We start from the raw sequence: 25,045 nt of genomic DNA, 5'->3' as shown, positions 1-25,045 counted from the left end.
ACCGGACCTGCTGTGGTTTTCAGGTTTTCGTGAATTGATAATTATAAAAACTAAGACAGAACAGACTTAAACGTATAACTACCCAGTAGCTTTTCAAATTGCGCCTTGTCTGTCGTATCACACTCACCCAGATTAATATCTGCCAGAACGCCGTATTTGGGGTCCTGTTTTACCACCACTTTTACAGGTACTTCCGGCAGCTCCTTCATGGCCAGGGCAGTGACACACTTTTCAATTTCCTGCATTTCAAGTTTGGGCTTGTATACCTTGCCAATGGCGGTTAATGGCAGCTCCGTGACCTTGTGAACGGCTTTTGGAATAGCTGCTTTTTCCTGAATCTCTTTACTGGCGAAAGCCAATAGCTCTGTATCTGACACCTGACTGTTATCTGCTATCTGTACATAGCAAACCGGCACTTCACCTGCATGGGCATCCGGTCGGCCAACAGCTGCTGCCAAAGCGACGTCGGGGTGCTTGCACATGGTTTCTTCAATCAGTTTTGGTTCAATATTATGGCCACCCCGAACAATCAGCTCTTTTTTACGACCGGTCAGCCAGAAGTAACCATCGGAATCCTGTCGTGCCAGGTCGCCGGAATTGAGCCATGTATCACCATTGTCGTCAGTGACCCACAGGCCCTCATTCTGATGTTCCAATTGATAACCTAACGATAAATTAGGCCCTCTCATGATCAGTGCGCCAATTTCATCGGTATCGCAAATACGTACTACTTTATTGTCTTTCAGTTCAGCACAAACCATTTGTTGATAGGGGATGCGTATACCAATAGAGCCAATCTTTTTCTTGCCGTGCAATAAATTCAAGCTGGATGCGCATGTGGCCTCTGTTAACCCATAACCTTCCAGGATTTCAACGCCGGTAGCCTCTTGAAATGAACGGGCCACTTCCACGGGTAACGGTGCAGCGCCACAGATGGCTGCGTCTAATGACGATAAGTCTTTACCCTTCGTTGGGTAGTTCATCAGGGTCGAGTATACCGTGGGCACACCACTGAATGCCGATACTTTAAAGTGCGCAATGATATCCCAGAAATTCGGAAAAACATCTTCGCCACGGTAGCCCTGTGGTGTGCAGATAACGACGGATGCACCGATCATCAGCGGCACCAGTCCGGTGACCAGGGCACCATTGACATGGAACAGGGGCAAGCCCCCCAGTATGGATTTCTCCGATGTCATGGTACTTTGACTCATCATTTGCAATGCGCGGGCATTAAACAGTTCATTAGCGTGTGTGCGACGTGCAATTTTTGGCAAACCGGTGGTTCCGCCGGTACAAAACAGGGATGAAATGGTGTCTTTGGTGAACTGTCGATCAAACATTAATTGATCGGCATTTTGTTTTTTGATGCTTTGCGTAAAGTTGTAATAGGTTTTACCGGCAGGCATGGAAATGGATTTACGCATCCTTCGTTGAATCATTCTGGCGATTGGACCGGTCAATCCCTGTACATAGTGTGCGATATCTACACCGATCACATGTTCAACACTGGTCAGCTGCGGAATAATGGGTTCCAGCTTGGGCCATAAATCAATGTTTTTCATTGGATTCATGGTAACCACAGCTTTCGTATTGACAGAATTAATCAGATCTTTAATTTGTTCTGACTCTAATAATGGGTTGATGGCCAATACCTGACAGCAAGCCTCACCACCCCAGATGACGTAATGAGTTTCCGGCAGATTGGGCATGATAAATGCCACAACATCATCCGGGCCCAAGCCAATGGAGTGGAAAAAGTTGGCGGTCTGATTGATATGAGCAATCAATGACCCATAGGTTATGGTATGGGCTGAAGCGTATTCACTGCCCTTTAAAAAAAAGGATAAGGCGGTTTTGCCGGGGCGCAAATGGGCGCTGGTCATAATAGCTTCGTAAGTGCTTTCAAACTGACTCAGGCTTTCATAGGGGTAATCTTTTTCCAGCTGCTCTAAATCTTGTAACGATGTTATTTTTATTGGGTTCATTAGCTACTGCCTCAGATTGTCACTGCGATTTTTACTGCATAGTGCTGATTTGCGTTAAAGAAATATGCTAATGCAATGGGCGGGTTAGCTTAAATGAAAAGGTTTAGGTGCCATTGGCAAGAAATCGAATAGGTGCTGAAAAAGAACCTGATGATTAAGTAGTTAACCATCAGGCGTTGTTCAGATTAACGGTGGATACGGGTGCCTGTCGTCCGGTTCATCACATCCAGAGCATGGTATAAATCACCGATATTACCAATACCTCCGGTCTTCTCGGCAAAGGCACAGCAGGCATCCACTTTGGGTCCCATAGATCCGGCAGCGAAGGCATAGCCTCTCATTTCGGCGACAGTAACATCAGTCAATGGTCGTTCGCTTGGCTTGCCCCAGTCGACACACACATGAGCGCCATCGGTCAGAATAAGTAGCTCGGCAGCCCCGATCTCCTGAGCCAGCATGGACGCTGTGGCATCCTTGTCGATAACGGCCTCAAAACCTTCAATGTCCGGGCCATTTTTTACCACTGGTACACCACCGCCGCCGCCACAGATAACAATATGGTTGCGATCCAGAAGGCACTTGATGGCATCCGTTTCCATGACTTTGACCGGAGCCGGTGAAGGAACGACACGACGCCAGTAAGCACCATCGGGTTTGATGGTCCAGCCATGCTCTGCCGCCAGCTTTTCAGCGGTTTCCCTGTCATATACAGGACCGATAAACTTCGATGGATCGGCAATAGACGGATCATTGGCATCCACCAAAACCTGGGTCACCAGGGTGGTCACTTCCGCTTGGGGCAGTTCTTTGCGGATGCCCTGCTCCAGTAAATAGCCAATCATACCCTGGGTTTCAGCGCCCAGAACATCCATCGGGTATGGCGGGCAGTCACGATAAGAGAGGTTTTGCAAAGCCAGCAGGCCAACCTGCGGGCCATTACCGTGCACAATAACCAGACGATAATTTTCGCTCAGTTTGGCCAGTGACTGGGCAGTGGCGGCAACACTTTTCCGTTGATTTTCACAGCTCATTAACTCGCCACGCTGCAGCAGTGCATTACCACCGATAGCGACAACCAGAATAGGCTTATCCATAAAAGCCCTCGTTATGATTTATTGAGGTTGAATCAGAAACAAAAATGGCAGCCCGAAGTCGGGCCACCAAAACGGTTGATTAGAATCGGCTGAGGAAGGTTTCGATACGATCCTGATGGTAAGCCAGTGTTTCTTCAGTTGGCACTTCAATATGCTTATGAGTCAGGTAAACCAGCAGGGCCATCTGTGCGGTCAGGCGGTTTTCTGCTTCGTCAAAGATCACGGAGCGTGGTCCATCCATGACTTCCCTGGTGCACTCGCGTTGGTCATTGGCAGGCAGGCAGTGCATGAACATGGCATTTTCACCGGCTCTGGCCATCATCTCTTCAGTCACCACATAGTTGGGGATGAAGGTAGCCAGACGCTCTTCTTTTTCAGCTTCCTGACCGAACCAGTAGAAGCTGTCAGCAACAATAATGTCACAGCCTTCTACTTCGTTGGTGTCGTCAGTCACGGTGAGGCGACCACCGTAAATTTCGCAGTTTTCTTTGGCGATATCCTGCCACAGCTGAGGAGCCTGATACTTTTCAGGGCCAATGTGTTTGAAGTGCATGCCAAATTTGGTGCAGCAGAACATCAGGTCGGAGCAGACGTTAGTGGCATCACCAACGAAGGCAACGGTCAGATCGTCCATTTTCTTGCCTTCAGGCAGGTGTTCCATCATGGTGAACAGGTCAGCCATCATCTGGGTTGGGTGCAGCCAGTCACAGAGACCATTGATAACCGGAACAGAGGCGTGTTCAGCCAGGCCTTCGACCGTTTTATGGTCATCTACACGGGCCAGGATAACGTCACACATACGGGAAAGTACACGACCAGTGTCTGCCAGGCTCTCTTTCGCACCCAGGTGGATATCTTTTGGTGACAGGAACAGTCCATGTCCACCCAGGATGGTGGCTGCGGTTTCAAAGGAAACGCGGGTACGGGTAGATGGCTGCTCAAAAATCATGGCAACGGACTTGCCTTTGAACAATTGAGGAACAGCATTGGCCTTGCGGGCTTCTTTAAGAAGGCTCATCAATTCCAGAATGCCTTCCAGATCTTCACGGGTGTAATCCTGAGTTTTCAGGAAGTGCTTCAGTTCTGGCTTGTGCAGGTCGGTAGCACTGGAAGATGGCAGTTTCATGGTAATACTCCTGGTCTTTATGGAGTGCACGCCCTGTTTGCCCAGAGCAGTGCAACTGACTTTTCTTGGAACTGATGGTGTCTCCATCAGCAGGTCTTGGAAACTGATGCATTAGGAGCACTGTTGTCGTCTGTGCTCTCGTCGTTGGGCACACTATAAAATCCCGATATTTATCAGTATTGACTCAGATCAATATTGATAAATATTGATCTTATTTTTAATTCTGATGAAATTTTTTGCATAAATAGCAGACGCGCCCAGGACTGAATCTCACGAAAAAAACACCTGGGAATAAGTTCCACATTTGACTGAGACTTGTTAAGGTCACCACCCGTCGCCGGACACCTGCAAGCTGCCACCTAAAAAGCGGCCTGTCTTTTTCGGGCAGCGGGAAGCGGGCAGCGTTTTTTTAAATTTCACAACAAATAAGAATAAATAAATGATTTAGATCAATATCAAAAATAAACCGATATTTATCATGTTTATAAAGCTGAAAATAAATCGATGTTTTGCTGATCCCGCATTCAGAAAGCTGGCTGATCCCGGTAACTGACTGCCGGATTGAATAATAAGCGGCCAATAGCTGCCTTAAAGGGGAAACAATTATGTCCAATGAAGCAACGGGGAAAATGGGGTTGCCCAGCCTGACCCTGTTCAGCGTCTGCGCTGTACTGGTGGTTGACGGGCTGACGGCCAGTGCGTCAATCGGTCCATCATCGATCGTCTGGTGGCTTATTACGCTGGTTCTTTTTGTGATTCCCTACGGCCTTATCTCATCAGAACTTGGCACAACCTATCCCGGAGACGGCGGAATATACGACTGGGTAAAAAAAGCCTTTGGCTTCAAGTGGGCAGTAAGAACCACCTGGTTCTACTGGATTAACGTTGGGCTCTGGATGCCTGCGGTATACATTATGTTTGCCGGTATGTTTGCCGAGATGTTCTTTCCGGACCTTGGGCTCTGGTGGCAAATCCTTATCTGTATTGGCCTGACCTGGCTGACTATCTGGATCTGTAATATCTCTGTGGATGCCGGTGTCTGGGTAACCAACCTTGGGGCGCTGTTCAAGGTTACTGTTATTGTGGTTCTGGGTGTCGGCGGCTTCTGGTATGCCAGCCAGAACGGTGTTGCCAATGAATTTACCCTGAGTTCAATGATGCCCTCTATTGATTCAGGCCTTGGTTTCCTGCCGGTTATTATCTTCAACCTGATGGGCTTTGAGCTGATTGCCTGCATGGGCTCGGAAATCAAAAACCCACGCCGGGATATTCCCAAATCCATTCTGATTTCCGCAGCCATTGTCACCGGGCTTTATGTCTTCGGAACCCTGGGCATTTTGCTGGCATTGCCAGTAGAAGAGATTGGTCTGGTTGCCGGTATTGTCTCCACTTTGAGAACTCTGTTTGGTGACGGTGCTTTTGGCCAATTCATGGTATACGGCATTGGTTCACTGGCGCTGTTGACGTTCATTGCCAATATGACCACCTGGACGATGGGTGCCAGCCGTGCCGCCATGGAAGCGGCGCAAGCGGGTGAACTTCCGGAATTTGTCGCTAAAGAACATCCGGTCCACAAAACTCCGGTGGGCGCGAACATGATTACCGGCATGGTATCTACCGTGGTTATCCTGCTCTATGGCCTGACTTCCGGTGAAAGTGACGAGTTGTTCTGGTCAATCTTTGCCTTCTCGTCCTGCATCTTCCTGCTGCCTTATCTGTTTATGTTCCCGGCGTTCTTCAAACTGCGTATCAGCGATCCTCACAGAGAGCGCCCTTACAAAGTACCGGGAAGCACAGCCGTTCAGGCCGTACTCAGCACCATCTGCTTCCTGTTTATTGTTCAGGCCGTTGTTCTCTTTGTCTTCCCGGACATTGGCAATGGCAATGTTGACTGGAATTACTCTCTGCCTGTTGCCCTGGGTATCGCCATTACGATTGGTATTGGTGAATGGATACTGAGCACAGCAACCAGACGCATGCAAGTGGCCACCGCCTGAGCAAACCAATGTTTAATGACTCAATTGTTGTAACAATAAAGCAGTAAGGAAAAGACAAATGAGCAAATCCCGGGAAAGCACTCCAAAACAAGACGGTTTTCGTATGCCTGGTGAACACGAACCCCACGAAGAAATGTGGATGGCGTGGCCAGAGCGGACTGATAACTGGCGTTACGGCGGTAAGCCAGCACAGCAGGTATTCGTCAATGTTGCCAAAGCCATTGCCGAAGTGACGCCTGTGACCATGGCAGTGTCTGCCGCACAGTACGACAATGCTCGTAGAATGTTGCCAGAGCATATTCGTGTGGTGGAGATGGCCACGAACGATTCATGGATGCGTGATATTGGTCCAAGTTATGTGGTGAATGATAAAGGTGAGCGTCGTGGTGTGGACTGGGAATTCAACGCCTGGGGTGGCCTGGTTGACGGGCTCTATTTCCCATGGGATCGGGATGACCAGGTAGCCCGGAAAATCTGCGAGATCAACCGTGATGACCATTACCGTGCACCATTAATTCTGGAAGGTGGCTCCATTCATGTCGATGGTGAAGGCACCCTGTTTACCACCGAAGAGTGCCTGCTCCATGAAAGCCGTAACCCTCATCTGAGCAAGGCTGAGATTGAAGAGATTCTGGGTGACTACCTGAACATCGAGAAAGTGATCTGGATTCCACGGGGTCTTTATAACGACGAAACCAACGGGCATGTGGATAACCTTATTCACGTGGTTCGTCCGGGTGAAGTGATTCTTTCCTGGTGCAGCGATGAGAATGATCCCCAGTATGAGATCTCTCAGGAAGCCTTCCGGGTGCTGTCTGAAGCAACAGACGCCCGTGGTCGTCAGCTGAAGATTCATAAGATGCATATTCCCGGCCCACTCTACATCCTGGAAGATGAGGCTGGTGGTATCGATATCTGTGAAGGCATGGAACGCAGCGCCGGTGAGCGTCTGGCTGGTTCCTACGCTAACTTCCTGATTACCAATATGCGGATCATTCTGCCACTGCTGGATCCCGCCTACGACGAAGAGGCAAAAGCATTGCTGGAAGATATCTACCCCGGCTATGAAGTGGTTGGTGTCGATGCCAGAGAGATATTGCTTGGCGGCGGTAACATTCACTGTATTACCCAGCAGGTGCCTGCTGTGTAGCCAGTCATCGGGCCAGACGGATCTGGCCCACTATTCAATAAAAACATGACCAGCATGGTGATCCATGAATACTCACCGACGCCTGACTCGCAAAGATATTACCCTGTTTACGCTCAGTGCCGTGCTGACTATTGACGGTCTGGCAGCAGCAGCGTCGATCGGGGTTCAATCCCTGACCTGGTGGTTGATTGCCTTTCTCTTTTTTGCCATTCCCTACGCTTTAATCAGCATTGAGCTGGGCACCCGCTGGCCATCCCGTGGCGGCATTGTTCACTGGGTGAAACTGGCTTTTGGCGCGAACTGGTCTGCTCGCACCAGCTGGCTGTACTGGGTGAATGTTGCGCTGTGGATGCCTGCTACGTTTATTATGATGGCTGGTGTTTTCTCGCAGATGCTCTGGCCAGCCATGTCGCTGACTAACCAGATACTGTTTGCATTGGTTGCCACCTGGCTGACGGTGTTGATCTGTTGTCTGTCACTGGACACCGGGAAGTGGATTCCCAATGCCGGAGCCTGTTGTAAGATGGTGGTGGTTTTTCTGCTTGGCATTGGTGGTGTGATGACGGTTTATCGCTCCGGGTTAGCCAATCCGATTAACCTGCAAACCCTGACGCCAAGCCTTGATGATGGCTTACGTTTTTTCCCGGTCATTATCTTTTCACTGGTTGGGTTCGACCTTATTAGCTGTATCGGGGATGAAATAAAAGATCCTGACAAAGATTTGCCGTTTGCTCAACTGATGGCCGTTGGGCTCATTACCATTCTTTACCTGTTTGCTGTGTTCGGCATATTAGCCGCACTGCCGGTTGAACAGATCGGTTTGATCAATGGCCTGTTGGCCACACTGGAAAAGATAGTGGCACCATTGCCGGGCAGTGACATCATTACCATCATGCTTGGCCTGCTGATTATGTTCAGTCTGGTTGCCAACATGGTGACCTGGAGTATTGGCGCGAACTACGCGGCGGCTGAAGCTGCTCATTCCGGAGAGTTGCCAGCGCTGTTTGGTCTTGAGCACCCAGCCTGTGGTACTCCTGTCGGAGCCAGTGTTCTGAGTGGTTTTCTGGCATCGCTGGCCATTTTGCTTTATGGCGTCATGGCGGATTCCGCTGACGCCCTCTACTGGTCGCTGTTCTCATTTGCCAATCTGGTTTTTTTACTCCCTTACTTGTTGTTGTTCCCGGCTTACCTGGTGTTGAAAGAGCGAGACCTCTCCCCGAACTCCGGGCTGCAATTGATCCGTCATGCCCGGGCGGTTAAGGCGGCGGCTTTTTTACCATGGATACTAACGGCCATGGCTGTGTTCTTTTTTGTTTTCCCGCTGGGTGCCTATGATCTGTTACACACCTCATCTACAATACTCGGCCTTTTGGTGGTGATAGGCGTCGGTGAATGGATGCTCAGCAAACGTCAGACTCGCGAGGAGAAGTTAAGTGGATGTCTTGCCAGTTAAAAAGTCGGCCAGTGAAACTGATACCCGAAAAGGCAGGCGCTTGCAGGCCAGAAGCCTGGAACGACGCCGGAAAATACTAAGTGTCGCCCGGGAGATGATTACCTCAGCATCAACCCCCAGTCTTTCACTGTACGATATTGCCCATAAAGCAGACATTCCACCCTCTTCCCTCTATCATTTTTTTCCAAAGATTGAAGTGTTGCTGCAGGCCCTGGCTGAGGAAGTATTTGACGCCTTTGATCAGTGTGTTTCAAGGCCTCTGCCTGACCAGGAAATTAACCACTGGAGTGATATTGGCTTTATTCTGGAAACACGTATGCAACAGTATTATCAGCAAAACGAGATGGCCCGGGCATTGATACTCGGGCAACATCTGCATGTTGATATTCTGGCCGCAGATCATCGGCACGATGATGATCTGGGCAGGCAGATCGAGAGTATCTATCAACGTTATTTTGAATTACCGGTGCTGCCAGGGGACTACAATATTTTTGCCATTGCCCTGCAAATAGCCGACAAAGTGTACGCCATTTCTCACCAGAAATTTGGCAATATCACCCCGACAATGGCTATGGAAGGCTGGAGAGCTGCACGGGCATATCTTGCTTTGTATTTACCGGAAAAGCTTCAGCGAAAACTTCACAGGTATTAGCGCTTTTCTGATCCAGCCTGTGATGCTTTACCACGGAAAAAATCAGCGAGCACCTCTCGTGTTTCCACCAGGGGAGATGTATTCCTCAAATCCACTGCAATGATGGGTGACAGCAGCTGCCCGGTATCTTTATCGAAGTAATCTCCTCTTTCGATATCCATCGATAAAAGAGGTTTGTTGCTGACATGTTTACTCTTATGCTCATCGATATACTGCACAATATCTCTCAGAAAGTGCAGGGTCATGACGATACGCGGAATCAACGCTGACTCTGCCCAGTGACTGAATTTCAGTTGCGAATCGGTATCCGCCCCCCACTGGTCAAAGCGGTTCATCAGTTGGCTTTCCTCACTCGAAAAACCATGGCTGAGTAACTGACGGAAAATAACTGGATATCTTTCCTGCCATTTCCGGGGATGCGTTGCCAGCTCAAACGCTATAACTGACAGATCATCACAGTTCAGTGAATGAATGTTCCTTAGCCGGTCGTCCAGGGATTCCCAGTAGGGATCCAGGCGATACGCGAAGAGGCTGTGTTGCTGCCTGGCAAACGACACCATCAAGTGACTGACCCTGTCCATGATTCCGGTATTACCAGTCGGTAATGCGTCAAGCCATATATCCCTGGCCAGACGGAAGAAGACCGGATAATCCAGATATACGCCTGGCTTGAGTAGCAGAAAATCGAGAGGCGGATTTTTGATCAGGTTCTGAATCTCCCGGGGAAACTCACCGAAATAGTGTTGAAATTCCTCTTGAGAAAGATCCTCACAGTCCTTTGGATCAAAATGTTCAAAAATACTGGGAAAATCAGGGTGAATGCGCGGATGGGCACGGGGGTAATCAGAACGATATAAACGACAGACATCAGTAACAGACTTGAAGTCACACAAGAACTGTCTGGAATACATGCCAACCGTCAAAACCGGCCAGCCATAGCGGACATAGGCAGCCGACTCCTTCAGGGACTCTGGCCACTGGCTGACAATCCGGGACACTGCTTGCAGGTCTGGCCAGGCCGAGGAGAGATGCATGTTTATTTCACTTTTCACACATTCATGTATTGACCGGGCGAGCGTCACGACCTCTCTGGCCATGGAGGCTTTCGCCTTGAGGCCGGGAGTGTTGGAGATCATCTGAAGAATATGATCCTTCAGAGGTGTGATTGCCCGTTCATGCAGTTCCTTTTCTGCGTCTGAAATATCCCGTTCTGTGTCTGAAATATCCAGCTCGGAATACTCCCGCATCCGCAGGTTCCCGGGCTCCGGCAAGTCAATAGCTGTGCTTCTGGAATCGAAGGTTGCCGATGGAAGGCAGGAAGCCTCCTGATCTGCCGAAAGCAGTACTTGATTGATAGCACCTCCGACAACAGGGTGAGAGTCGGATGGTAGTGATGGGAAGGGATTACTCATGAAAACTCCTGATTAAGGGTGAACACCACAGTTGTTAGCATGATTGAAAAACGACAGTCTTTTGACAAACGGGTCAGAATTAAGTTCCCAAATTCAAGTGATGCCTATTCTTGCGACTTTGGTGCAAGAGGATGACAATACTTCGATACCAGACTCTCCCCTCCTCATGCATGAATTCCCATGACAGAAGTCGTAAGCAAACAGCGCAAAGTATCCCGCAAGACTCAGGCCAGAAGTCTTGAGCGGAGAAGTACCATTCTCACGGTTGCCCGGGAACTGTTGGAAGAGAACGCTATTAATGAACTTTCACTGTACCAGGTAGCGGAAAAAGCCGGGATGCCTCCATCCTCTGTCTATCACTTTTTCCCCAAAGTAGACGCAATACTGGAAGCATTACTGGAGGACATTTTTACCGATTTTGAAGCGATTCTGGATCAGCCCCTTGATGAGAGTGCAATTCATCACTGGACAGATATCATGCGACAACTTCAGGTCAGGTATGTGAGCTACTACCGACAGCACAAATACGTTCGGGACCTGATTCTTGGACAGTACACACCCGGTGCCCTGCTACATGCTGACTATCAGCATGACGATATGCTGGGTTGTCGAATCCGGAAATGTCACGAAGCGTATTACCAGCTGCCACCCCTGCCAGCCGGGTTCAATATTTTTGCCATTGCGCTGCAAATAGCGGACAAGGTTTATTCAATATCCCATCAGGAGTATGGCAATATCACTGATGTTATGGCCCGTGAGGGGGTCAATGCTGCGCTGGCTTATTTGGGGGAGTATATCCCAAGGCAACTTATTAGCAGACAATCAGCGTTGTCTGCCCTGGGAGGCTGACCGAGAATAGACTGCCCTACTGCGGTGGCAGCAAATTGGTCTAAAAATTTCCGACTTTTTATCCTCAATTTTCTGCCATCCTCGCTACGGGCGCTATTCTCGGACAGCCTCCTGGCTTGAGCTGCTCCAGTTAAAATGTTGCACCAGAGCTTCAGTGGTCACAAAGCCTTCCTGCCTGAGCAGGGTGATGATCATTTCATGGCGTCGGCTCTGTGGGATCTGTTGCTGTTTATGCACAAGCTTTGTCGTTTTGTGAACGTCCATAAGTTTTGAATTCTCATGCTAATGACTGTGCCATGAGGGTCAACGGGTGCAGCACTTTATGAGCGGTGTTCATTTCTATCTGCATCTTGCAGGACTCGCAGTCAGTGACCACATAATCCACATTAAGCGCTTCGATCTGATCAAAGACACCCTGGCCAATGTTCTGAGAGGTTTGATAGTTCTCTTTTTTAAAACCGTAGGTACCCGACATTCCGCAGCACTTCTGATCCAGCATGATCACCTCCAGCCCGGGAATACTGTTTAACAGTTCCATGGTGTGAATCACGCCACCCTGTTTGATCAGGTGGCATGGGCTGTGATAGGCAACTCTCAGGTTAACGGGCGTCATATCCGGCTTATTGCCTTTGGCAAATTCCCTGGTAATAAACGCAGAGGCAAACAGAATACGTTCTTTGATGGCGTGGTTATCCACATGAAGCACTTCCGGGTATTCGTCCCGAAGTGTCATGGCACAGCTGGGTTCTGTTGCCAGTACACATTCACTGTCCGCTAATGAGTCGGCAAACTGCCCCATATTCAGTTCGGCATTTTTGCGGGCTTTATCGAAGAAGCCATTGGCTATCAGTGGGACACCACAGCACTTTTCTTTCTTTAACAGCGTGACACCGATATTCATGGCATTCAGGACTGCTACCAGGTGTTTTCCCACGGTGGGGTCATTGTAGTTAGTGAAACAACCGTGGAAGAAACTGATTTTACGATCGAAGCGGTTCTGCTGCGCCTTCTGCTGTTGAAACCAGCGACGAAATGTTTGATGGGTGTATTTTGGCAGGGTTTGTCGTTGATCAATTCCAAACACTTTATCCAGCAGCTTTTTAACGGGTTTCAGCTGTGTGGCGATGTTGACGACAGGTGCCGCAGGGGTAGAAAGTGACCCCATCATATCGGTGTGGCTGAGAATAAATTCCCGGGGGCCTTTTTTGAAACCGCCATGCCGGGCTTTGGCCAGTTGAATAACCGTACCTACATGAACACCCGACGGACAGGCAACTTCACAGCGTTTGCAGTTGGTGCAGTGTTGCAATGCTTCATCATACAGTGCCGGGTTTTTGATGCGTAAACGCTCCCCGTCCGGGCCTGCCTGTTTGGGGCCAGGGTAGTCCGGGTTTACTTCAGCGACCGGACAGCGGGTTGTGCAGACGGTGCATTTAATGCAGCTGTCAAAGCTGGTATCAATGGTGTTCAGCATGTTTCTTCCGCCTGAGGCATCGTTGCAATAATCCTGTTTGCAGCAAACCAGCCGGTGCCGATGGCTACCCCACCCGAACTGGCTTCCTGAACCGGATTGAAACCATTGAGCACCGCACCTGCGCAGTAAAGATTATGGATTTTCTGACCGTTCCGGTACGGGTTTAACTGTTCACTGGTGTTAATACCGAAGTGGCTGAGATTATGCGGCTTACCATCCATAAAACGATGATCTGACCACTGATCCCTACTGTCCGGTGCATCAACATCAAGGCCAAAAACCGGCTCGGACAGATGATGGCGGTCACTGGCCAGCCCCTGGCTGAAAAAGCTGCCGGTTGCCAGAATAAAGTGGCTGGCGGATATGGGCATATCGGGGTTCAGTCTGGTCTTCACCGAGCTCAGTCGGTTTTCTGCAAAGCAACCACAAAGCACCTGGTCACCTTCCAGGAACATACCGCCCAACTGCCGGAATCGCTGCTTCAGGGCAGAGGCCATGCGCATTCCGGGGAGTGATGGCGGCAAGGTTGCGACTTCACAAATACGCAGGCCGGTCAGTGTTTCAAGTTGACGGATCAGCTCATTACCACCTTCTACAGCGAGGACGGAGGGTATAACCACCAGATCAGCATTACCGGCTGCCTTCTGTAAAGCAGACGACAATATGTTTATACCATTAGGCTGGCTGAACAGGTCACGCTTAAGGGTTCGGGCTAACTCCAGAGAGCGCAGCTCATAGGCATTTCTGGTGTTAATGTTCAGGGTTGCTGTTTTGATATCCGCCAGTATGAACTCTGCCTCAGAGAATCCGGGATGTCGCTTCATACCTGCGGCCATCAGTGCCGGCTGGAAGTCACGAAAGCCTGCAATATTGATGATGGCAACACGACGTATGCCTTCGGCAGGAGCCAGCAACGGCAGGCTGTCAGCACCTTCCTGGCTCAACCAGGCTGGGCGAATGGCCCCCAGTGCTGTCAGACGACCATGGTTCTGCTGGCCAAAATTGCTCAATTGGATGCCAGCTGCTGCCATTTGTTCGGTAAAAAATGTCAATCCCTGCTGTAAAGATGCTGCTCCCACTTTCTGGTAGGGATGGGTGGATGGCAGGTGACGGATTGCTGCAAATGGACATTCCACGAAAGAATTATCTTGTTCAATGCCAAACACATCGATAGCACCGGAGGCAAAGGCCAGGGCGCTCTCTCCAGCACTGATCACAACGGTTTTCAAGCCTGCTTCTGCACAGCGGATTGCGCCGGTTAAACCCGCAAGGCCTCCGCCAATCACAATAACGTCGTAGTTCATGGGGCTACCTCTTCCTTTGACTCTTCCCCGCGGAGCACAGCAGCTTCGCCAGGATTGACACTGTGGGAATCCGGATCACTGGGTTCCAGCTGGCTGTAGCCCAGAAGGTTGTTGTACAGCCAGTAGCTCAAATCGGCTTCGCGCATCGCATCACCCCACAGCACCGGCCTGACTCCCTTCCAGCGTTCCTGCATAAACTCACCTACGCTGTGCAGCGCTTGTTTACCGTTATCGTCGTGCGTTATTTCGCTGACAATACCGGCCGCCCGACAGGCACACATTTTTCCCTGGCAAGGCCCCATGCCAATGCGAGTCCGACGACGAAGGTCAACCAGATCTCTGGCATTGAGATTATGGACGGCGTATTCAATTTCACCGCGAGTGACCATTTCGCACTCACAGATAACCGCATTCTGCTTTTTGTCGTTGGCAAGAAACTTTGCCGCTCTTTCTCCATGGCGGTACTTTGCAGAGCCTGATACCGGGATAGAAACCTGGGGGGCGTAAATATCGCTGTGTTTGCCATTAGCTCCGGGCAGTGGTCGTATAGCTGTGACACAGGGTTTGCTGTTGCCCAGGTTTTTTGCCACCGCATCCGTTGCCATTTCAGCCATCAGTCGATAGGTCATCAGCTTTCCGCCGGTAATGGTAATAAGACCCGGCAAGGCATCCGTTTCACCGTGGTCAAGCAAGACAATCCCCCGGCTGATATTTCGACCCGATGGATCATCCCCCAGAGAGATCAGCGGGCGAACACCGCAATAGGCACGAAGTACACGGGTCCTGGCCATGATCGGACAGAGTTTCTCGCCCTCAGCTAACAGTACGTCAACCTCGTCGGGGGTCACCCGGATGTTCTCGATGTCCCGGTAGGGGATTTTCTCCGAGGTGGTACCAATCAGAGAGATGGTGTCCCCGGGTACCAGAATGTCGGCATCGGAGGGTTTACGACAACGGTTAATCACCATGCCATTAATGCGGTAATCAACAATCAATAACGAACCTTTAGCCGGGAACATGCGAATGGCCAGGTCTGCGTATTCAATAATCTGCTGGCCCCAGATACCGGCAGCATTCACCACCTGCTGGGCATGAATATCCACTTTCTCACCAGTTTTCACCTTGATACAGTGTACCCCCCGTACCCGGCCATTGTTGATGATCAGGCCAACGACTTTGGTATAGCTGAGCAGACGACCACCGTATTCTTCTGCATCAAGAATATTGGCAGCGGTTAAACGAAAAGGGTCTACGGTACCGTCTGGAACACGCACAGCGCCCAGCAGCCCGGGGTTCACATTTGGCTCAATGCGCAGGGCATCTGCAGGTGTTAATGCCTCTGCCTGTATACCCGCAGATGTACAGGCGGTAATGAATGTTTCCTGAAAGGAGAGTTCGTCCTCAGGCAGGGTGATGAACAGCCCACCGGTCTCTTCGATACAGTGGCTGGCCACTTTCCTCAGAATCTGGTTTTCACGGATGCATTCAATGGCAGAGTGAGGGTCGGTCACTGCGTAGCGGGCACCGGAATGGAGCAGACCGTGGTTACGCCCGGTAGTACCGTTGGCGATATCATCCTTTTCGACCAGGATTGCACGCATTCCCCGTTGCGCACAGTCGCGAAGAACGCCCGCTCCGGTCGCGCCCCCGCCGATGATGACAACGTCGGTCTCTATCTGCCTCATTGAATTTGCTCTTACATGTTCGTTTATGTTCGCGGCGCGCACTATAAATAAACGGCAATATTTAGCAAATGACACAAATCAACAAAAAAACACGAATAGTTATCCGCTCAGACAAAAAACGAACATCAGAATTTTCTGGGTGTGGTTAATGATTAATCGAAGTTCATGAGGTGCATGAAAATTAATGTTGTTTAGTTGATTCGCTTTGTGCGTATTTCCCGCAATTGGCTTTCTTTATAGGTAATTGATTGATTTATATCAATCTTTCAGGATTGATAATGTTTGTTGTTGTTTGTAAAAATTCGCCGCCAACAAGGCATTCGCTGAATTCAGTATTTACGACACTGCCTTAACTAATAATTGTTGATCTGCGTGAAGCAGGTGGAAGTAGCCATTATGAGAAAATCATTGCTGGGGGAATGTCTTGCCGAGTTTATTGGCACCGGGCTCCTTATTTTCTTTGGTGCGGGTTGTGTAGCGGCGCTCGTTCTGGCCGGTGTTGATTTCGGTCAGTGGGAAATATCCATCGTCTGGGGTCTTGGTGTTGCCATTGCCATCTATGTGACCGGCGGCATTTCCGGTGCTCACCTGAATCCGGCAGTGACGCTTGCCTTAATGGTCTTTAAAGGCTTCAACAAGCAAAAGGTCATTCCCTTTATTATTGCCCAGATGCTGGGTGCGTTCTGCTCTGCGGCCCTGGTTTACTTCCTGTACAGTGGCTTATTCGCTGATTATGAGTTGGCTCATAATATGATTCGTGGCTCTGAGCAGAGTCTGGCCACAGCGGGTATTTTCTCCACTTATGCACACTCGTCACTCACTAACCTGCAGGCCTTCGCTGTTGAGTTCGTCATTACCGCAGTGCTGATGGGCGGCATTCTGGCTATTGGTGATGAGAATAATGGTGTTTCCAACGGCGCACTTTCCGCCCTTCTTATCGGTGTTCTTATCGCGGTTATCGGGGCATCTTTCGGCCCTCTGACCGGTTTTGCCATGAACCCGGCACGGGATTTTGGCCCGAAACTCTTTGCATTTTTTGCCGGCTGGGGCGAAGTGGCGCTGACGGGGGCACGAGCCAATCCCTATTTCTGGGTACCGATTGTTGCTCCCATCTGTGGTGCCATGACCGGCGCATGGCTTTACATCAATGTGCTGGGCAAGCAGGTAGAACCTGCTGTGTGCGCCACACCTGGTTGTGAAATCAGAACCGCCTGATCGATTGTTAGCCGATTTTTGTGAGAAGGTAGGGGTGATACCCCTGCCAGCTAAGGAATTAAGGACAAAAGAATGACCACTGAAAAGAAATACATTGTTTCTCTTGATCAGGGTACAACCAGTTCACGGGCCATTATTTTTAACCACGATGGTGACATCGTCGGTACTTCTCAGCGGGAGTTTACCCAGTATTATCCTCAACCGGGCTGGGTTGAGCACAACCCGATGGAGATCTGGGCGACCCAGAGTTCGGTTCTGACCGAGGTGCTGGCAAAAACCAATATTCGACCGGACGAGGTGGCCGCTCTTGGTATTACCAATCAGCGGGAAACCACTGTTGTCTGGGATAAAACTACCGGTCAGCCGGTCTATAACGCCATTGTATGGCAATGCCGTCGTACAACGGAGATCTGCGAACAATTAAAAAAAGCCGGTCTGGAAAGCCATATCCGTGAAACCACCGGCCTGGTTCTGGACGCCTATTTCTCTGGCACAAAAATCAAGTGGATTCTTGATAACGTCGAAGGTGCCCGTGAAAGTGCCGAGAAAGGTGACCTGTTGTTCGGTACCGTGGATACCTGGCTGACCTGGAAGCTCACCAATGGCCGCGCCCATGTGACGGATGTCACCAACGCTTCACGGACCATGCTTTTTGATATCAACCGTCTGGAGTGGGATGACACCATTTTGCAGGTGCTGGATATTCCACGCAGTATGCTGCCTGAAGTGAAGTCCAGCTCGGAAGTGTATGGCAAGACCAACATTGGTGGTAAAGGTGGTACCCGGATTCCAGTTGCTGGTATGGCAGGTGATCAGCAGGCTGCCCTGTTTGGCCAGATGTGCCATGAGAAAGGCATGGCCAAGAACACCTATGGCACAGGCTGCTTCCTGTTGATGAATACCGGTGAGGCCCCTGTTAAGTCTGAAAATGGTCTCTTAACGACCATTGCCTTTGGTATTGATGGCAAGGTGCATTATGCCCTGGAAGGTTCTGTCTTTATGGGTGGTGCTTCTGTTCAATGGCTTCGTGATGAACTTGGCCTGGTCCGTGATGCGGCGGATACCGAATATTTTGCCAGCAAAGTAAAAGACACCAATGGTGTATATGTAGTACCGGGCTTTGTTGGCCTGGGAGCGCCCTACTGGGATCCTTATGCCCGTGGTGCCATTTTCGGTCTGACCCGTGGTGCTAACCGTAACCATATTGTGCGTGCCACGCTGGAAGCCATTGCTTATCAGTCCCGTGATCTGATTGAAGCGATGCAGCAGGATGCCGGTATCGAAATGAAACAGCTGCGTGTGGATGGTGGCGCTGTTGCCAATAACTTCCTGATGCAGTTCCAGTCAGATATTTTGAATAAGGAAGTGGTCCGTCCAACGGTGACGGAGTCAACAGCAGCAGGTTCCGCTTATCTGGCAGGTCTTGCCGTTGGTTTCTGGAAGAGCATCGACGAGCTTAAGGACAAGGTAGGCGTTGATCGTGTTTATACTCCGGTGATGGATGATGAACAGCGCACAGGGTTGTACAAAGGCTGGAAAAAAGCCGTAGAACGCAGCCTGAAATGGGAAGACCAGGAATAAACACAAGTGTTCACGGGCTCAGGGTGTGTTTACTACCCTGAGCACTGCTTCTTAGGGTGGACATTAAGCTTACCCCTCCATTTTCAATGGCTTTTGAATGGAACCACGAAGGACACGAAGAGCACGAAGGAAAAGAAAATCTCTTCTTTGTGCTCTTCGTGTCCTTCGTGGTTCCGTCTTCAACTTCCCGAAGCTGGGAGTAGGCGCTTAATGTCTACCCTAAGAGCATTGCTTTGGCCAATGTGGGGTGTGGAGTCTGGTAGCCGATCTACACAACCGTAGCCTTATAAATCCAACCTTATTTCTCAGTTTGCCTGTCCTTTTGGGATGATTCTCTCCGTCTTTCATACCCACAATTAACATTTCATCACTCAACACTGACCGATAGTGCCTGTGCAAGATTGGCTGTGGATTATTACATTTGCCCAGAATTTTCGAGCTATAAGTAAATAGGTAATCCCGCCAGCAAGTGTTGTTAATTACCACTTTGTCAAAAAATCACTTACTATGTGTGCCCTGATTTATAAGAAGGGCTTCTGAGACAGGCTGCCTGTAAGGGGGCCATCTTATGAAACAGCTCAATATGCCTGAGTTTTTGCTGTGAGAATGATGTCGTATGTTGTCGGTTCCTGTGATCTTGTCAACGTACAAATCAGGTAAGAATCTTGGTCGTTTTCACAGTAAAAGTTCCAGCATTGTTGATTGGGGTAGCACTCTGAACTGGCTCCTTGTATCCGGTTCAGAAGCGCTGGGTGCTGATGCACTGAATGAAAAGTCTATTAATTTAGCTTCCGGTGACCGTTATGCGCATAGGGATCCCTGGAGAGGTCCAGGAAAACGAGAATCGTGTTGCTGCAACGCCCGATACAGTGGGCAAGTTGCAGAAGCTCGGTTTTGACGTCGTCGTTGAACGAGGTGCAGGGGTAAAAGCGAGCTTTGGGGATGAAGCATTTACTCAGGCTGGTGCCCGGGTTGTTGATCGTGATGAGGTCTGGAATTCAGACATTATTCTCAAGGTGAACGCGCCCATTGATGATGAAATTGCACTGCTAAAAGATGGCGCTACACTGGCCAGCTTCATCTGGCCAGCCCAGAATGAAGCGCTGATGAATAAGCTCAGCCAGCGTAATGTGAACATTCTGGCAATGGACAGCGTACCGCGGCTGTCGCGCTCACAGTCTCTGGATGCCCTGAGTTCAATGGCCAATATTGGTGGCTATCGTGCGGTGGTTGAGGCTTCTCATGAGTTTGGCCGCTTCTTTAATGGCCAGATCACGGCGGCCGGTAAAATTCCGCCAGCCAAGGTGCTGGTCATTGGTGCCGGTGTTGCTGGCCTCGCTGCCCTGGGTGCAGCGGGCAGCATGGGTGCCATTGTGCGTGCATTCGATACCCGGCCTGAAGTAAAAGAGCAGGTTGAGAGTATGGGGGCCGAGTTCCTTGAGCTTGATTATGAAGAAGAGCAGGACTCTTCCGATGGTTATGCCAAAGAGATGAGCCAGGCGTTTATTGATGCTGAGATGGCACTCTTTATGGAGCAGGCCAGAGACGTTGATATCATCATCACCACAGCGCTTATTCCCGGCAAACCGGCACCAAAGCTGATCACCGAAGACATGGTCAAGGCCATGAAGCCCGGCAGTGTCATTGTCGATCTGGCTGCCCAGACCGGTGGTAACTGTGCATGTACCGTCAAGGACCAGATCACTGTCGCCCATGGCGTAAAAGTGATCGGTTATACCGATCTGCCAAGCCGTCTGCCTACCCAGTCATCGCAGCTGTACGGCACTAACCTGGTGAATCTGTTGAAACTGCTCTGTCCAAACAAGGATGGGCAGATTGATATCAACTTTGATGATGAAGTGATCCGTGGCCTGACCGTGATCCGTGACGGCAGCATCACCTGGCCACCACCCCCGGTGAAAGTCAGTGCAGCCCCGGCTGCCGGGCCGGAACCGGTGGTGGCTAAAGAACCTGAACAAGAAGCAAAGGCCAGGCCCTGGCTGAAGCCGGTGCTGTTGGCTGTCGGTGCTGTGCTCTTTGGTTGTGTGGCTAACTCTGCCCCCAGCAGTTTCCTGGAACATCTCACCGTTTTTGTCCTCGCTTCCATCGTCGGCTATTACGTTATCTGGAATGTGACGTCTGCGCTGCATACGCCATTGATGAGTGTTACCAATGCTATCAGCGGCATTGTGGTGGTTGGTGGTCTGGTCCAGATGGGCAGTGACAACAATATCGTACTTGCACTGTCGGGTATTGCCATCACGGTTGCTGTCATCAATATTGTTGGTGGATTCGCTGTTACCCAGCGGATGCTCAAGATGTTCCGTCTGGATTAACAGGAGTCGCTCGCAATGTCTGAAGGATTACTGGTAGCGGCTTATCTGGTCGCTGCATTAATGTTTGTTATGAGCCTTGCCGGGCTTAGTCGACAGGATACGGCAAAAAACGGCAATATCTATGGCATCACCGGGATGGTGGTGGCCGTTCTGGCCACCCTGGCCCATGCCCATATTGCCGGTATTACCCTGGTCACTCTCTGCATGATGGTGGGTGCGGGTGTTGGCCTTTACCTGGCGCTTAAGGTTCAGATGACGGAGATGCCACAGCTGGTGGCCATTCTGAACGGCTTTGGTGGTCTGGCGGCGGTACTGATTGGTTTTGCCAGTGCGCTGGAAGTCAATGACTCACTGGCTGGTCAGTTGAAAGACCTGGTTATGTCCGCTGAGCAGTTGATTCACAGCTCGGAAATCTTTATCGGGATTATTATTGGTGCAGTGACGTTCAGTGGCTCAGTGGTGGCGGCGATGAAGCTTCATGGCAAGATTTCCAGCCGTCCGGTATCACTGCCCGGTAAGCACTGGACCAACCTGGCTATCCTTGGCCTGGCGGTGTTGATGGGTGTTGTCTATGTACAGCAGCACAGTATTCTGGCGCTAGTGCTGGTTACCCTTCTGGCATTTGGCTTTGGTATCACCCTGGTGCTGGGTATTGGCGGTGCCGATATGCCGGTGGTGGTCTCCATGCTGAACGCCTACTCAGGTCTGGCGGCGGCCATGACTGGCTTTATGCTGGGCAACAACCTGCTGATCATTACCGGTGCCATGGTGGGTTCTTCCGGTGCCATCCTCTCTTACCTGATGTGCAGGGCCATGAATCGTTCGTTTATTTCGGTGATTCTGGGTGGCTTTGGTACCGCAGAGGGGACGATCGTCGAAGGTGGTGAACAGGGTGACTATACGGAAGTCAGCGCAGAAGACGTTGCGGAACAGCTGAAGAACTCCGCCAGTGTCATTATTACGCCTGGCTATGGTATGGCGGTTGCCCAGGCTCAGCACCCGGTTCGTGACCTGGTCAAGAAGCTGCGGGACCGTGGTATCAACGTTCGTTTTGGTATCCATCCGGTGGCCGGTCGGCTGCCGGGTCATATGAATGTACTGCTGGCAGAGGCAAAAGTGCCTTATGACATCGTGGAAGAGATGGATGAAATCAACGATGACTTTGCTGATACCGATACGGTTCTGGTGATCGGTGCCAACGACACGGTGAACCCGGCGGCGGCCGAAGATCCCAACAGCCCCATTGCCGGCATGCCGGTATTGCGAGTCTGGGAAGCCGGAGAAGTGATCGTCTTCAAACGCTCGATGGCTACCGGCTATGCGGGTGTTCAAAACCCACTGTTCTTCCGTGACAACAGTCGTATGCTGTTTGGTGATGCAACCGACAGTGTTGAGCAGATTCTCAAACAGTTCTGATATTCCCTTCCCTCCAGGCGGGCAGCAAACGCTGTCAGCCTGGAACATTTCTGGCAAGAATTCTCAGTAATCCCGGTACTGTTAAAATAAAAAAACAATCATTCCTATTTGCATCTACATTTGTATTCCGAATCCTGTAACCCGGAAGCAATGAAATGACCCCTGTACTCACTTCCTGCGTAACCATGACGCCACCGTCTGATTCGGCTGACACTGATACCAGCCATAACCTTGGGCAGGGTTCTGCCTGGTCGGGTATCTGGAGTATCAGCAAGTCAGTGGCTAAATCCTTTCATCCGGACTTTGACCCCGGGCAACGGTCTGACCAGCCGGGTGGCCCATGGATACAGCTGAAAATTCAACCTAAAGAGCTGGCCCTGCGCCTGGCCCAGAGAGCCATACCTGCCAATAGCTATTTCAATACTATTAACCAGGTGGCTATGGCCTGTCTGGCGCTGGCCAGCCTGCCGGGTTGTGGGGGCGAGACGTCGCAAGACCACAATCCGGGAACCAGTAAAGAACCGACCGGTACTCCTGCCTCAACCTCACCATCGACCAGTCCTGAAACCAATGGCACTGACTTAAGGGTGAAAGCCTTGTCATACGTGGACTTTAAGGCACCCGGCGATTGGAACCACAAAGCACACAAAGAGCACAAAGGAAAAGAAAAGCTCTTCTTAGTGCTCTTTGTGTGCTTTGTGGTTCCAATTCAAATCTCTAAACCTGTATCAATCCCCATGTTTGCGGGGTTTTTAAGCTTAAGTCAGTGCCATTGGAATATAAACCGGGTTGAACCTGGCAGCCTGATTCATAATGCCATCGGTTATGCCCTGAACCAGTGGCCAAAGCTGATCATTTACTGTGAAGACGGCCTGTTGAACATCAGCAATGCCGCTGCCGAGAATGCCATTCGCCCCTTGACTGTGGGACGCCGCAACTGGCTGTTTGCCGATACCCCTGATGGCACCCGGGCCAGCGCCATTTATTGCAGCCTGATCGAAAGTGCCAAAGCCAATGGACTGGAGCCTTTCGAGTACATTTGTTACGTACTGGAGGAACTGCCGTATGCGGATACGGTTGAGAAGCTGGAAGCACTCCTGCCCTGGAATGTAAAAGCCAGCGGTGCGCTATCCCGAAACACATCTCACAGCCAGACTGCCTGACAAAACAGGTCAGCCTTCCCTGATACCGGCTGCCTAGAACTTTAACGGGCTGACTAGTTCAGTTCTATTGTTGTCATCCCCAGACGATTCTCCAACTGGAAACAGGTAATCCCCGAAGAAACCATGCAATCACCTTCCTCATCAGTAACCGCAGACACGGCATCCCCGTTAACATCCACTGAAGCCGGAAGGCACCGGCCAGCAAACAGCCGAAAACAAGAAAGAAAGCGATCCATGTCAGGTTACCAAGTGGAACAGACAACAACGGGCACTGGAACATTTCCACCGCATCAACTGCAATCTGAATCCGGGCCCATCCCATCCATAAAGCGCAGGCGTGTTACTGACAACAGCAGGAGTATTGTGTGTTCTTCAACTTCGCTACCTGCTAATCCGGAGCCAATGGAGACCGAACCAGCCATGCCTGCTGACGCAGCTTCCAGGCTTCCGGGAGTGATCAGTTCCATATCAAGAAATCTACCAACAGTCAGCGACAACAGGCTATTAACTGGCAATGAACATACCTCAGCGATGGTGCAGGTCATGCCTGACCCAATGAAGGATGTACCGCTCACTACAGAAATTAACAGTGGAACATCAATTTCAGAATTTTCTGTAAGCCAGCAAAATGAACTGCGAACACATTTAAATAATCAAGAAATTCAAGCAATATTAAAGAATGCCGGGACTCTTCTGAAAAACCTCAAAGACAGGAAAATCCAGTTAGCGCGAGACAGGGGAAAGCCGCCCGCACATTCCCTCTTTTCCAAGGTAAAAAACTTCAGCATTGTTAAAGATTCTCAGACTTTCAAAGGCTATTTTGCCAGGGCCAACACGTTCTTTTTAGCTGTAAACCCCCAGCAGATTACAAATACCAGCTGCCTTACCAGCATGCTCAACTCGAAGACTCAGATAAAAAAGTTTGCAGAAGAAAGCGAGGAAAATATTGAGGCGGTTGCTGCTAACCCATGCTTGAAACAGATTGCCTCCATGTGTAATGGCAAAGGCTTGCCCGACAAAGCAAAGGTGGAAGCGCTCAAAGCGTGGGAGTGCTGGAAGGTGAACGGCGAATTCAGCCTGGAACTGCTGCGGGCCTTTTCCTCCATGTGTAATGGCAAAGGCTTGCCCGACAAAGCGAAGGTGGAAGCGT

At 50.4% G+C, this 25,045-nt stretch carries 18 protein-coding genes and 2 pseudogenes; 11 read left to right on the top strand and 9 right to left on the bottom strand.

The window, feature by feature from the left end:
- Nucleotides 1-50: 50 nt before the first annotated feature.
- From J7439_RS15910 to ptcA, 3 genes are all read right to left on the bottom strand, one after another.
- A complete protein-coding gene (locus J7439_RS15910) occupies nucleotides 51-1,988 on the bottom strand; it encodes an acyl-CoA synthetase (protein WP_209202963.1) in 1,938 nt (645 codons plus the stop codon).
- A 185-nt stretch (nucleotides 1,989-2,173) separates the two neighbouring features.
- Nucleotides 2,174-3,082, bottom strand: a complete 909-nt coding sequence (gene arcC, locus J7439_RS15905) for a carbamate kinase (RefSeq protein ID WP_209202962.1) — start codon at nucleotides 3,080-3,082, stop codon at nucleotides 2,174-2,176.
- Nucleotides 3,083-3,161: 79 nt separating this feature from the next.
- On the bottom strand, nucleotides 3,162-4,208 hold the full coding sequence (ptcA, locus tag J7439_RS15900; RefSeq protein ID WP_209202961.1) for a putrescine carbamoyltransferase: 1,047 nt from the start codon (nucleotides 4,206-4,208) through the stop codon (nucleotides 3,162-3,164).
- A 605-nt stretch (nucleotides 4,209-4,813) separates the two neighbouring features.
- Here ptcA and J7439_RS15895 point away from each other — a divergent pair.
- The 4 genes from J7439_RS15895 to J7439_RS15880 all read left to right on the top strand — a co-directional run bounded on the left by J7439_RS15895 (nucleotide 4,814) and on the right by J7439_RS15880 (nucleotide 9,460).
- A complete protein-coding gene (locus J7439_RS15895) occupies nucleotides 4,814-6,205 on the top strand; it encodes an APC family permease (RefSeq protein WP_209202960.1) in 1,392 nt (463 codons plus the stop codon).
- A gap of 58 nt (nucleotides 6,206-6,263) precedes the next feature.
- Entirely contained in the window at nucleotides 6,264-7,355 is a 1,092-nt protein-coding gene (aguA, locus tag J7439_RS15890; protein ID WP_209202959.1) for an agmatine deiminase, read from the top strand.
- A gap of 64 nt (nucleotides 7,356-7,419) precedes the next feature.
- Entirely contained in the window at nucleotides 7,420-8,808 is a 1,389-nt protein-coding gene (locus J7439_RS15885; RefSeq protein WP_209202958.1) for an APC family permease, read from the top strand.
- Nucleotides 8,789-9,460: a TetR/AcrR family transcriptional regulator gene (locus J7439_RS15880; protein ID WP_209202957.1), complete on the top strand. Its 672-nt coding sequence runs from the start codon at nucleotides 8,789-8,791 to the stop codon at nucleotides 9,458-9,460. Before J7439_RS15885 ends, J7439_RS15880 begins: the two co-directional genes overlap by 20 nt.
- Here the strand turns inward: J7439_RS15880 and J7439_RS15875 are convergent.
- Complete coding sequence (locus J7439_RS15875; protein ID WP_209202956.1) at nucleotides 9,457-10,872, bottom strand: hypothetical protein; 1,416 nt, start codon at nucleotides 10,870-10,872, stop codon at nucleotides 9,457-9,459. The two genes, J7439_RS15880 and J7439_RS15875, sit on opposite strands and share 4 nt — an antisense overlap.
- Before the next feature lie 180 nt (nucleotides 10,873-11,052).
- On the opposite strand from J7439_RS15875, the gene J7439_RS15870 reads away from it, so the two are divergent.
- Nucleotides 11,053-11,721, top strand: coding sequence for a TetR/AcrR family transcriptional regulator (locus tag J7439_RS15870; RefSeq protein ID WP_209202955.1), 669 nt, complete (start codon nucleotides 11,053-11,055; stop codon nucleotides 11,719-11,721).
- 93 nt (nucleotides 11,722-11,814) lie between these two features.
- Here J7439_RS15870 and J7439_RS27210 read toward each other — a convergent pair whose 3' ends face one another.
- The 4 genes from J7439_RS27210 to glpA form a co-directional block, all read right to left on the bottom strand.
- Nucleotides 11,815-11,916, bottom strand: a complete 102-nt coding sequence (locus tag J7439_RS27210) for a DeoR family transcriptional regulator (RefSeq protein ID WP_353620154.1) — start codon at nucleotides 11,914-11,916, stop codon at nucleotides 11,815-11,817.
- An 82-nt stretch (nucleotides 11,917-11,998) separates the two neighbouring features.
- On the bottom strand, nucleotides 11,999-13,195 hold the full coding sequence (gene glpC / locus J7439_RS15860; protein WP_209202953.1) for an anaerobic glycerol-3-phosphate dehydrogenase subunit GlpC: 1,197 nt from the start codon (nucleotides 13,193-13,195) through the stop codon (nucleotides 11,999-12,001).
- Entirely contained in the window at nucleotides 13,189-14,499 is a 1,311-nt protein-coding gene (gene glpB / locus J7439_RS15855) for a glycerol-3-phosphate dehydrogenase subunit GlpB (RefSeq protein ID WP_209202952.1), read from the bottom strand. Before glpB ends, glpC begins: the two co-directional genes overlap by 7 nt.
- Nucleotides 14,496-16,184, bottom strand: coding sequence for an anaerobic glycerol-3-phosphate dehydrogenase subunit A (glpA, locus tag J7439_RS15850; RefSeq protein WP_209202951.1), 1,689 nt, complete (start codon nucleotides 16,182-16,184; stop codon nucleotides 14,496-14,498). The genes glpB and glpA overlap by 4 nt, the downstream gene beginning before the upstream one ends.
- A gap of 396 nt (nucleotides 16,185-16,580) precedes the next feature.
- Here glpA and J7439_RS15845 point away from each other — a divergent pair.
- The 5 genes and pseudogenes from J7439_RS15845 to J7439_RS27525 form a co-directional block, all read left to right on the top strand.
- Nucleotides 16,581-17,337 (top strand): annotated as a pseudogene (locus J7439_RS15845) (MIP/aquaporin family protein); the annotation flags it as partial.
- Nucleotides 17,338-17,471: 134 nt separating this feature from the next.
- On the top strand, nucleotides 17,472-18,980 hold the full coding sequence (gene glpK, locus J7439_RS15840) for a glycerol kinase GlpK (protein ID WP_209202949.1): 1,509 nt from the start codon (nucleotides 17,472-17,474) through the stop codon (nucleotides 18,978-18,980).
- A gap of 803 nt (nucleotides 18,981-19,783) precedes the next feature.
- Nucleotides 19,784-21,316, top strand: a complete 1,533-nt coding sequence (locus tag J7439_RS15835) for a Re/Si-specific NAD(P)(+) transhydrogenase subunit alpha (RefSeq protein WP_209202948.1) — start codon at nucleotides 19,784-19,786, stop codon at nucleotides 21,314-21,316.
- A 15-nt stretch (nucleotides 21,317-21,331) separates the two neighbouring features.
- Entirely contained in the window at nucleotides 21,332-22,732 is a 1,401-nt protein-coding gene (pntB, locus tag J7439_RS15830; RefSeq protein ID WP_209202947.1) for a Re/Si-specific NAD(P)(+) transhydrogenase subunit beta, read from the top strand.
- 788 nt (nucleotides 22,733-23,520) lie between these two features.
- A pseudogene (locus J7439_RS27525) lies at nucleotides 23,521-23,895 on the top strand (IS66 family transposase); the annotation flags it as partial.
- 290 nt (nucleotides 23,896-24,185) lie between these two features.
- On the opposite strand, the gene J7439_RS15820 reads toward J7439_RS27525, so the two are convergent.
- Entirely contained in the window at nucleotides 24,186-24,410 is a 225-nt protein-coding gene (locus J7439_RS15820) for a hypothetical protein (protein WP_209202945.1), read from the bottom strand.
- 28 nt (nucleotides 24,411-24,438) lie between these two features.
- Between J7439_RS15820 and J7439_RS15815 the strand changes: the two genes are divergently transcribed.
- The coding region (locus J7439_RS15815) for a hypothetical protein (RefSeq protein ID WP_209202944.1) at nucleotides 24,439-25,045 on the top strand (607 nt) is incomplete at its 3' end.

The sequence above is a fragment of the Salinisphaera sp. G21_0 genome (assembly GCF_017744115.1).
Taxonomy (GTDB): Bacteria; Pseudomonadota; Gammaproteobacteria; order Pseudomonadales; family Endozoicomonadaceae; genus Endozoicomonas.
The sequence above is the reverse complement of the archived record's forward strand: the minus strand, read 5'-3'. Positions and strand labels throughout refer to the sequence as shown.

Coding starts and splice junctions, on each gene's coding strand:
- aguA (WP_209202959.1), top strand. CDS start 6,264: ATGAGCAAATCCCGGGAAAGCACTCCAAAACAAGACGGTTTTCGTATG.
- J7439_RS15885 (WP_209202958.1), top strand. CDS start 7,420: ATGAATACTCACCGACGCCTGACTCGCAAAGATATTACCCTGTTTACG.
- glpA (WP_209202951.1), bottom strand. CDS start 16,184: ATGAGGCAGATAGAGACCGACGTTGTCATCATCGGCGGGGGCGCGACC.
- pntB (WP_209202947.1), top strand. CDS start 21,332: ATGTCTGAAGGATTACTGGTAGCGGCTTATCTGGTCGCTGCATTAATG.
- J7439_RS15910 (WP_209202963.1), bottom strand. CDS start 1,988: ATGAACCCAATAAAAATAACATCGTTACAAGATTTAGAGCAGCTGGAA.
- J7439_RS27210 (WP_353620154.1), bottom strand. CDS start 11,916: ATGATCATCACCCTGCTCAGGCAGGAAGGCTTTGTGACCACTGAAGCT.
- ptcA (WP_209202961.1), bottom strand. CDS start 4,208: ATGAAACTGCCATCTTCCAGTGCTACCGACCTGCACAAGCCAGAACTG.
- glpC (WP_209202953.1), bottom strand. CDS start 13,195: ATGCTGAACACCATTGATACCAGCTTTGACAGCTGCATTAAATGCACC.
- glpK (WP_209202949.1), top strand. CDS start 17,472: ATGACCACTGAAAAGAAATACATTGTTTCTCTTGATCAGGGTACAACC.
- J7439_RS15895 (WP_209202960.1), top strand. CDS start 4,814: ATGTCCAATGAAGCAACGGGGAAAATGGGGTTGCCCAGCCTGACCCTG.
- J7439_RS15870 (WP_209202955.1), top strand. CDS start 11,053: ATGACAGAAGTCGTAAGCAAACAGCGCAAAGTATCCCGCAAGACTCAG.
- arcC (WP_209202962.1), bottom strand. CDS start 3,082: ATGGATAAGCCTATTCTGGTTGTCGCTATCGGTGGTAATGCACTGCTG.
- J7439_RS15835 (WP_209202948.1), top strand. CDS start 19,784: ATGCGCATAGGGATCCCTGGAGAGGTCCAGGAAAACGAGAATCGTGTT.
- J7439_RS15875 (WP_209202956.1), bottom strand. CDS start 10,872: ATGAGTAATCCCTTCCCATCACTACCATCCGACTCTCACCCTGTTGTC.
- glpB (WP_209202952.1), bottom strand. CDS start 14,499: ATGAACTACGACGTTATTGTGATTGGCGGAGGCCTTGCGGGTTTAACC.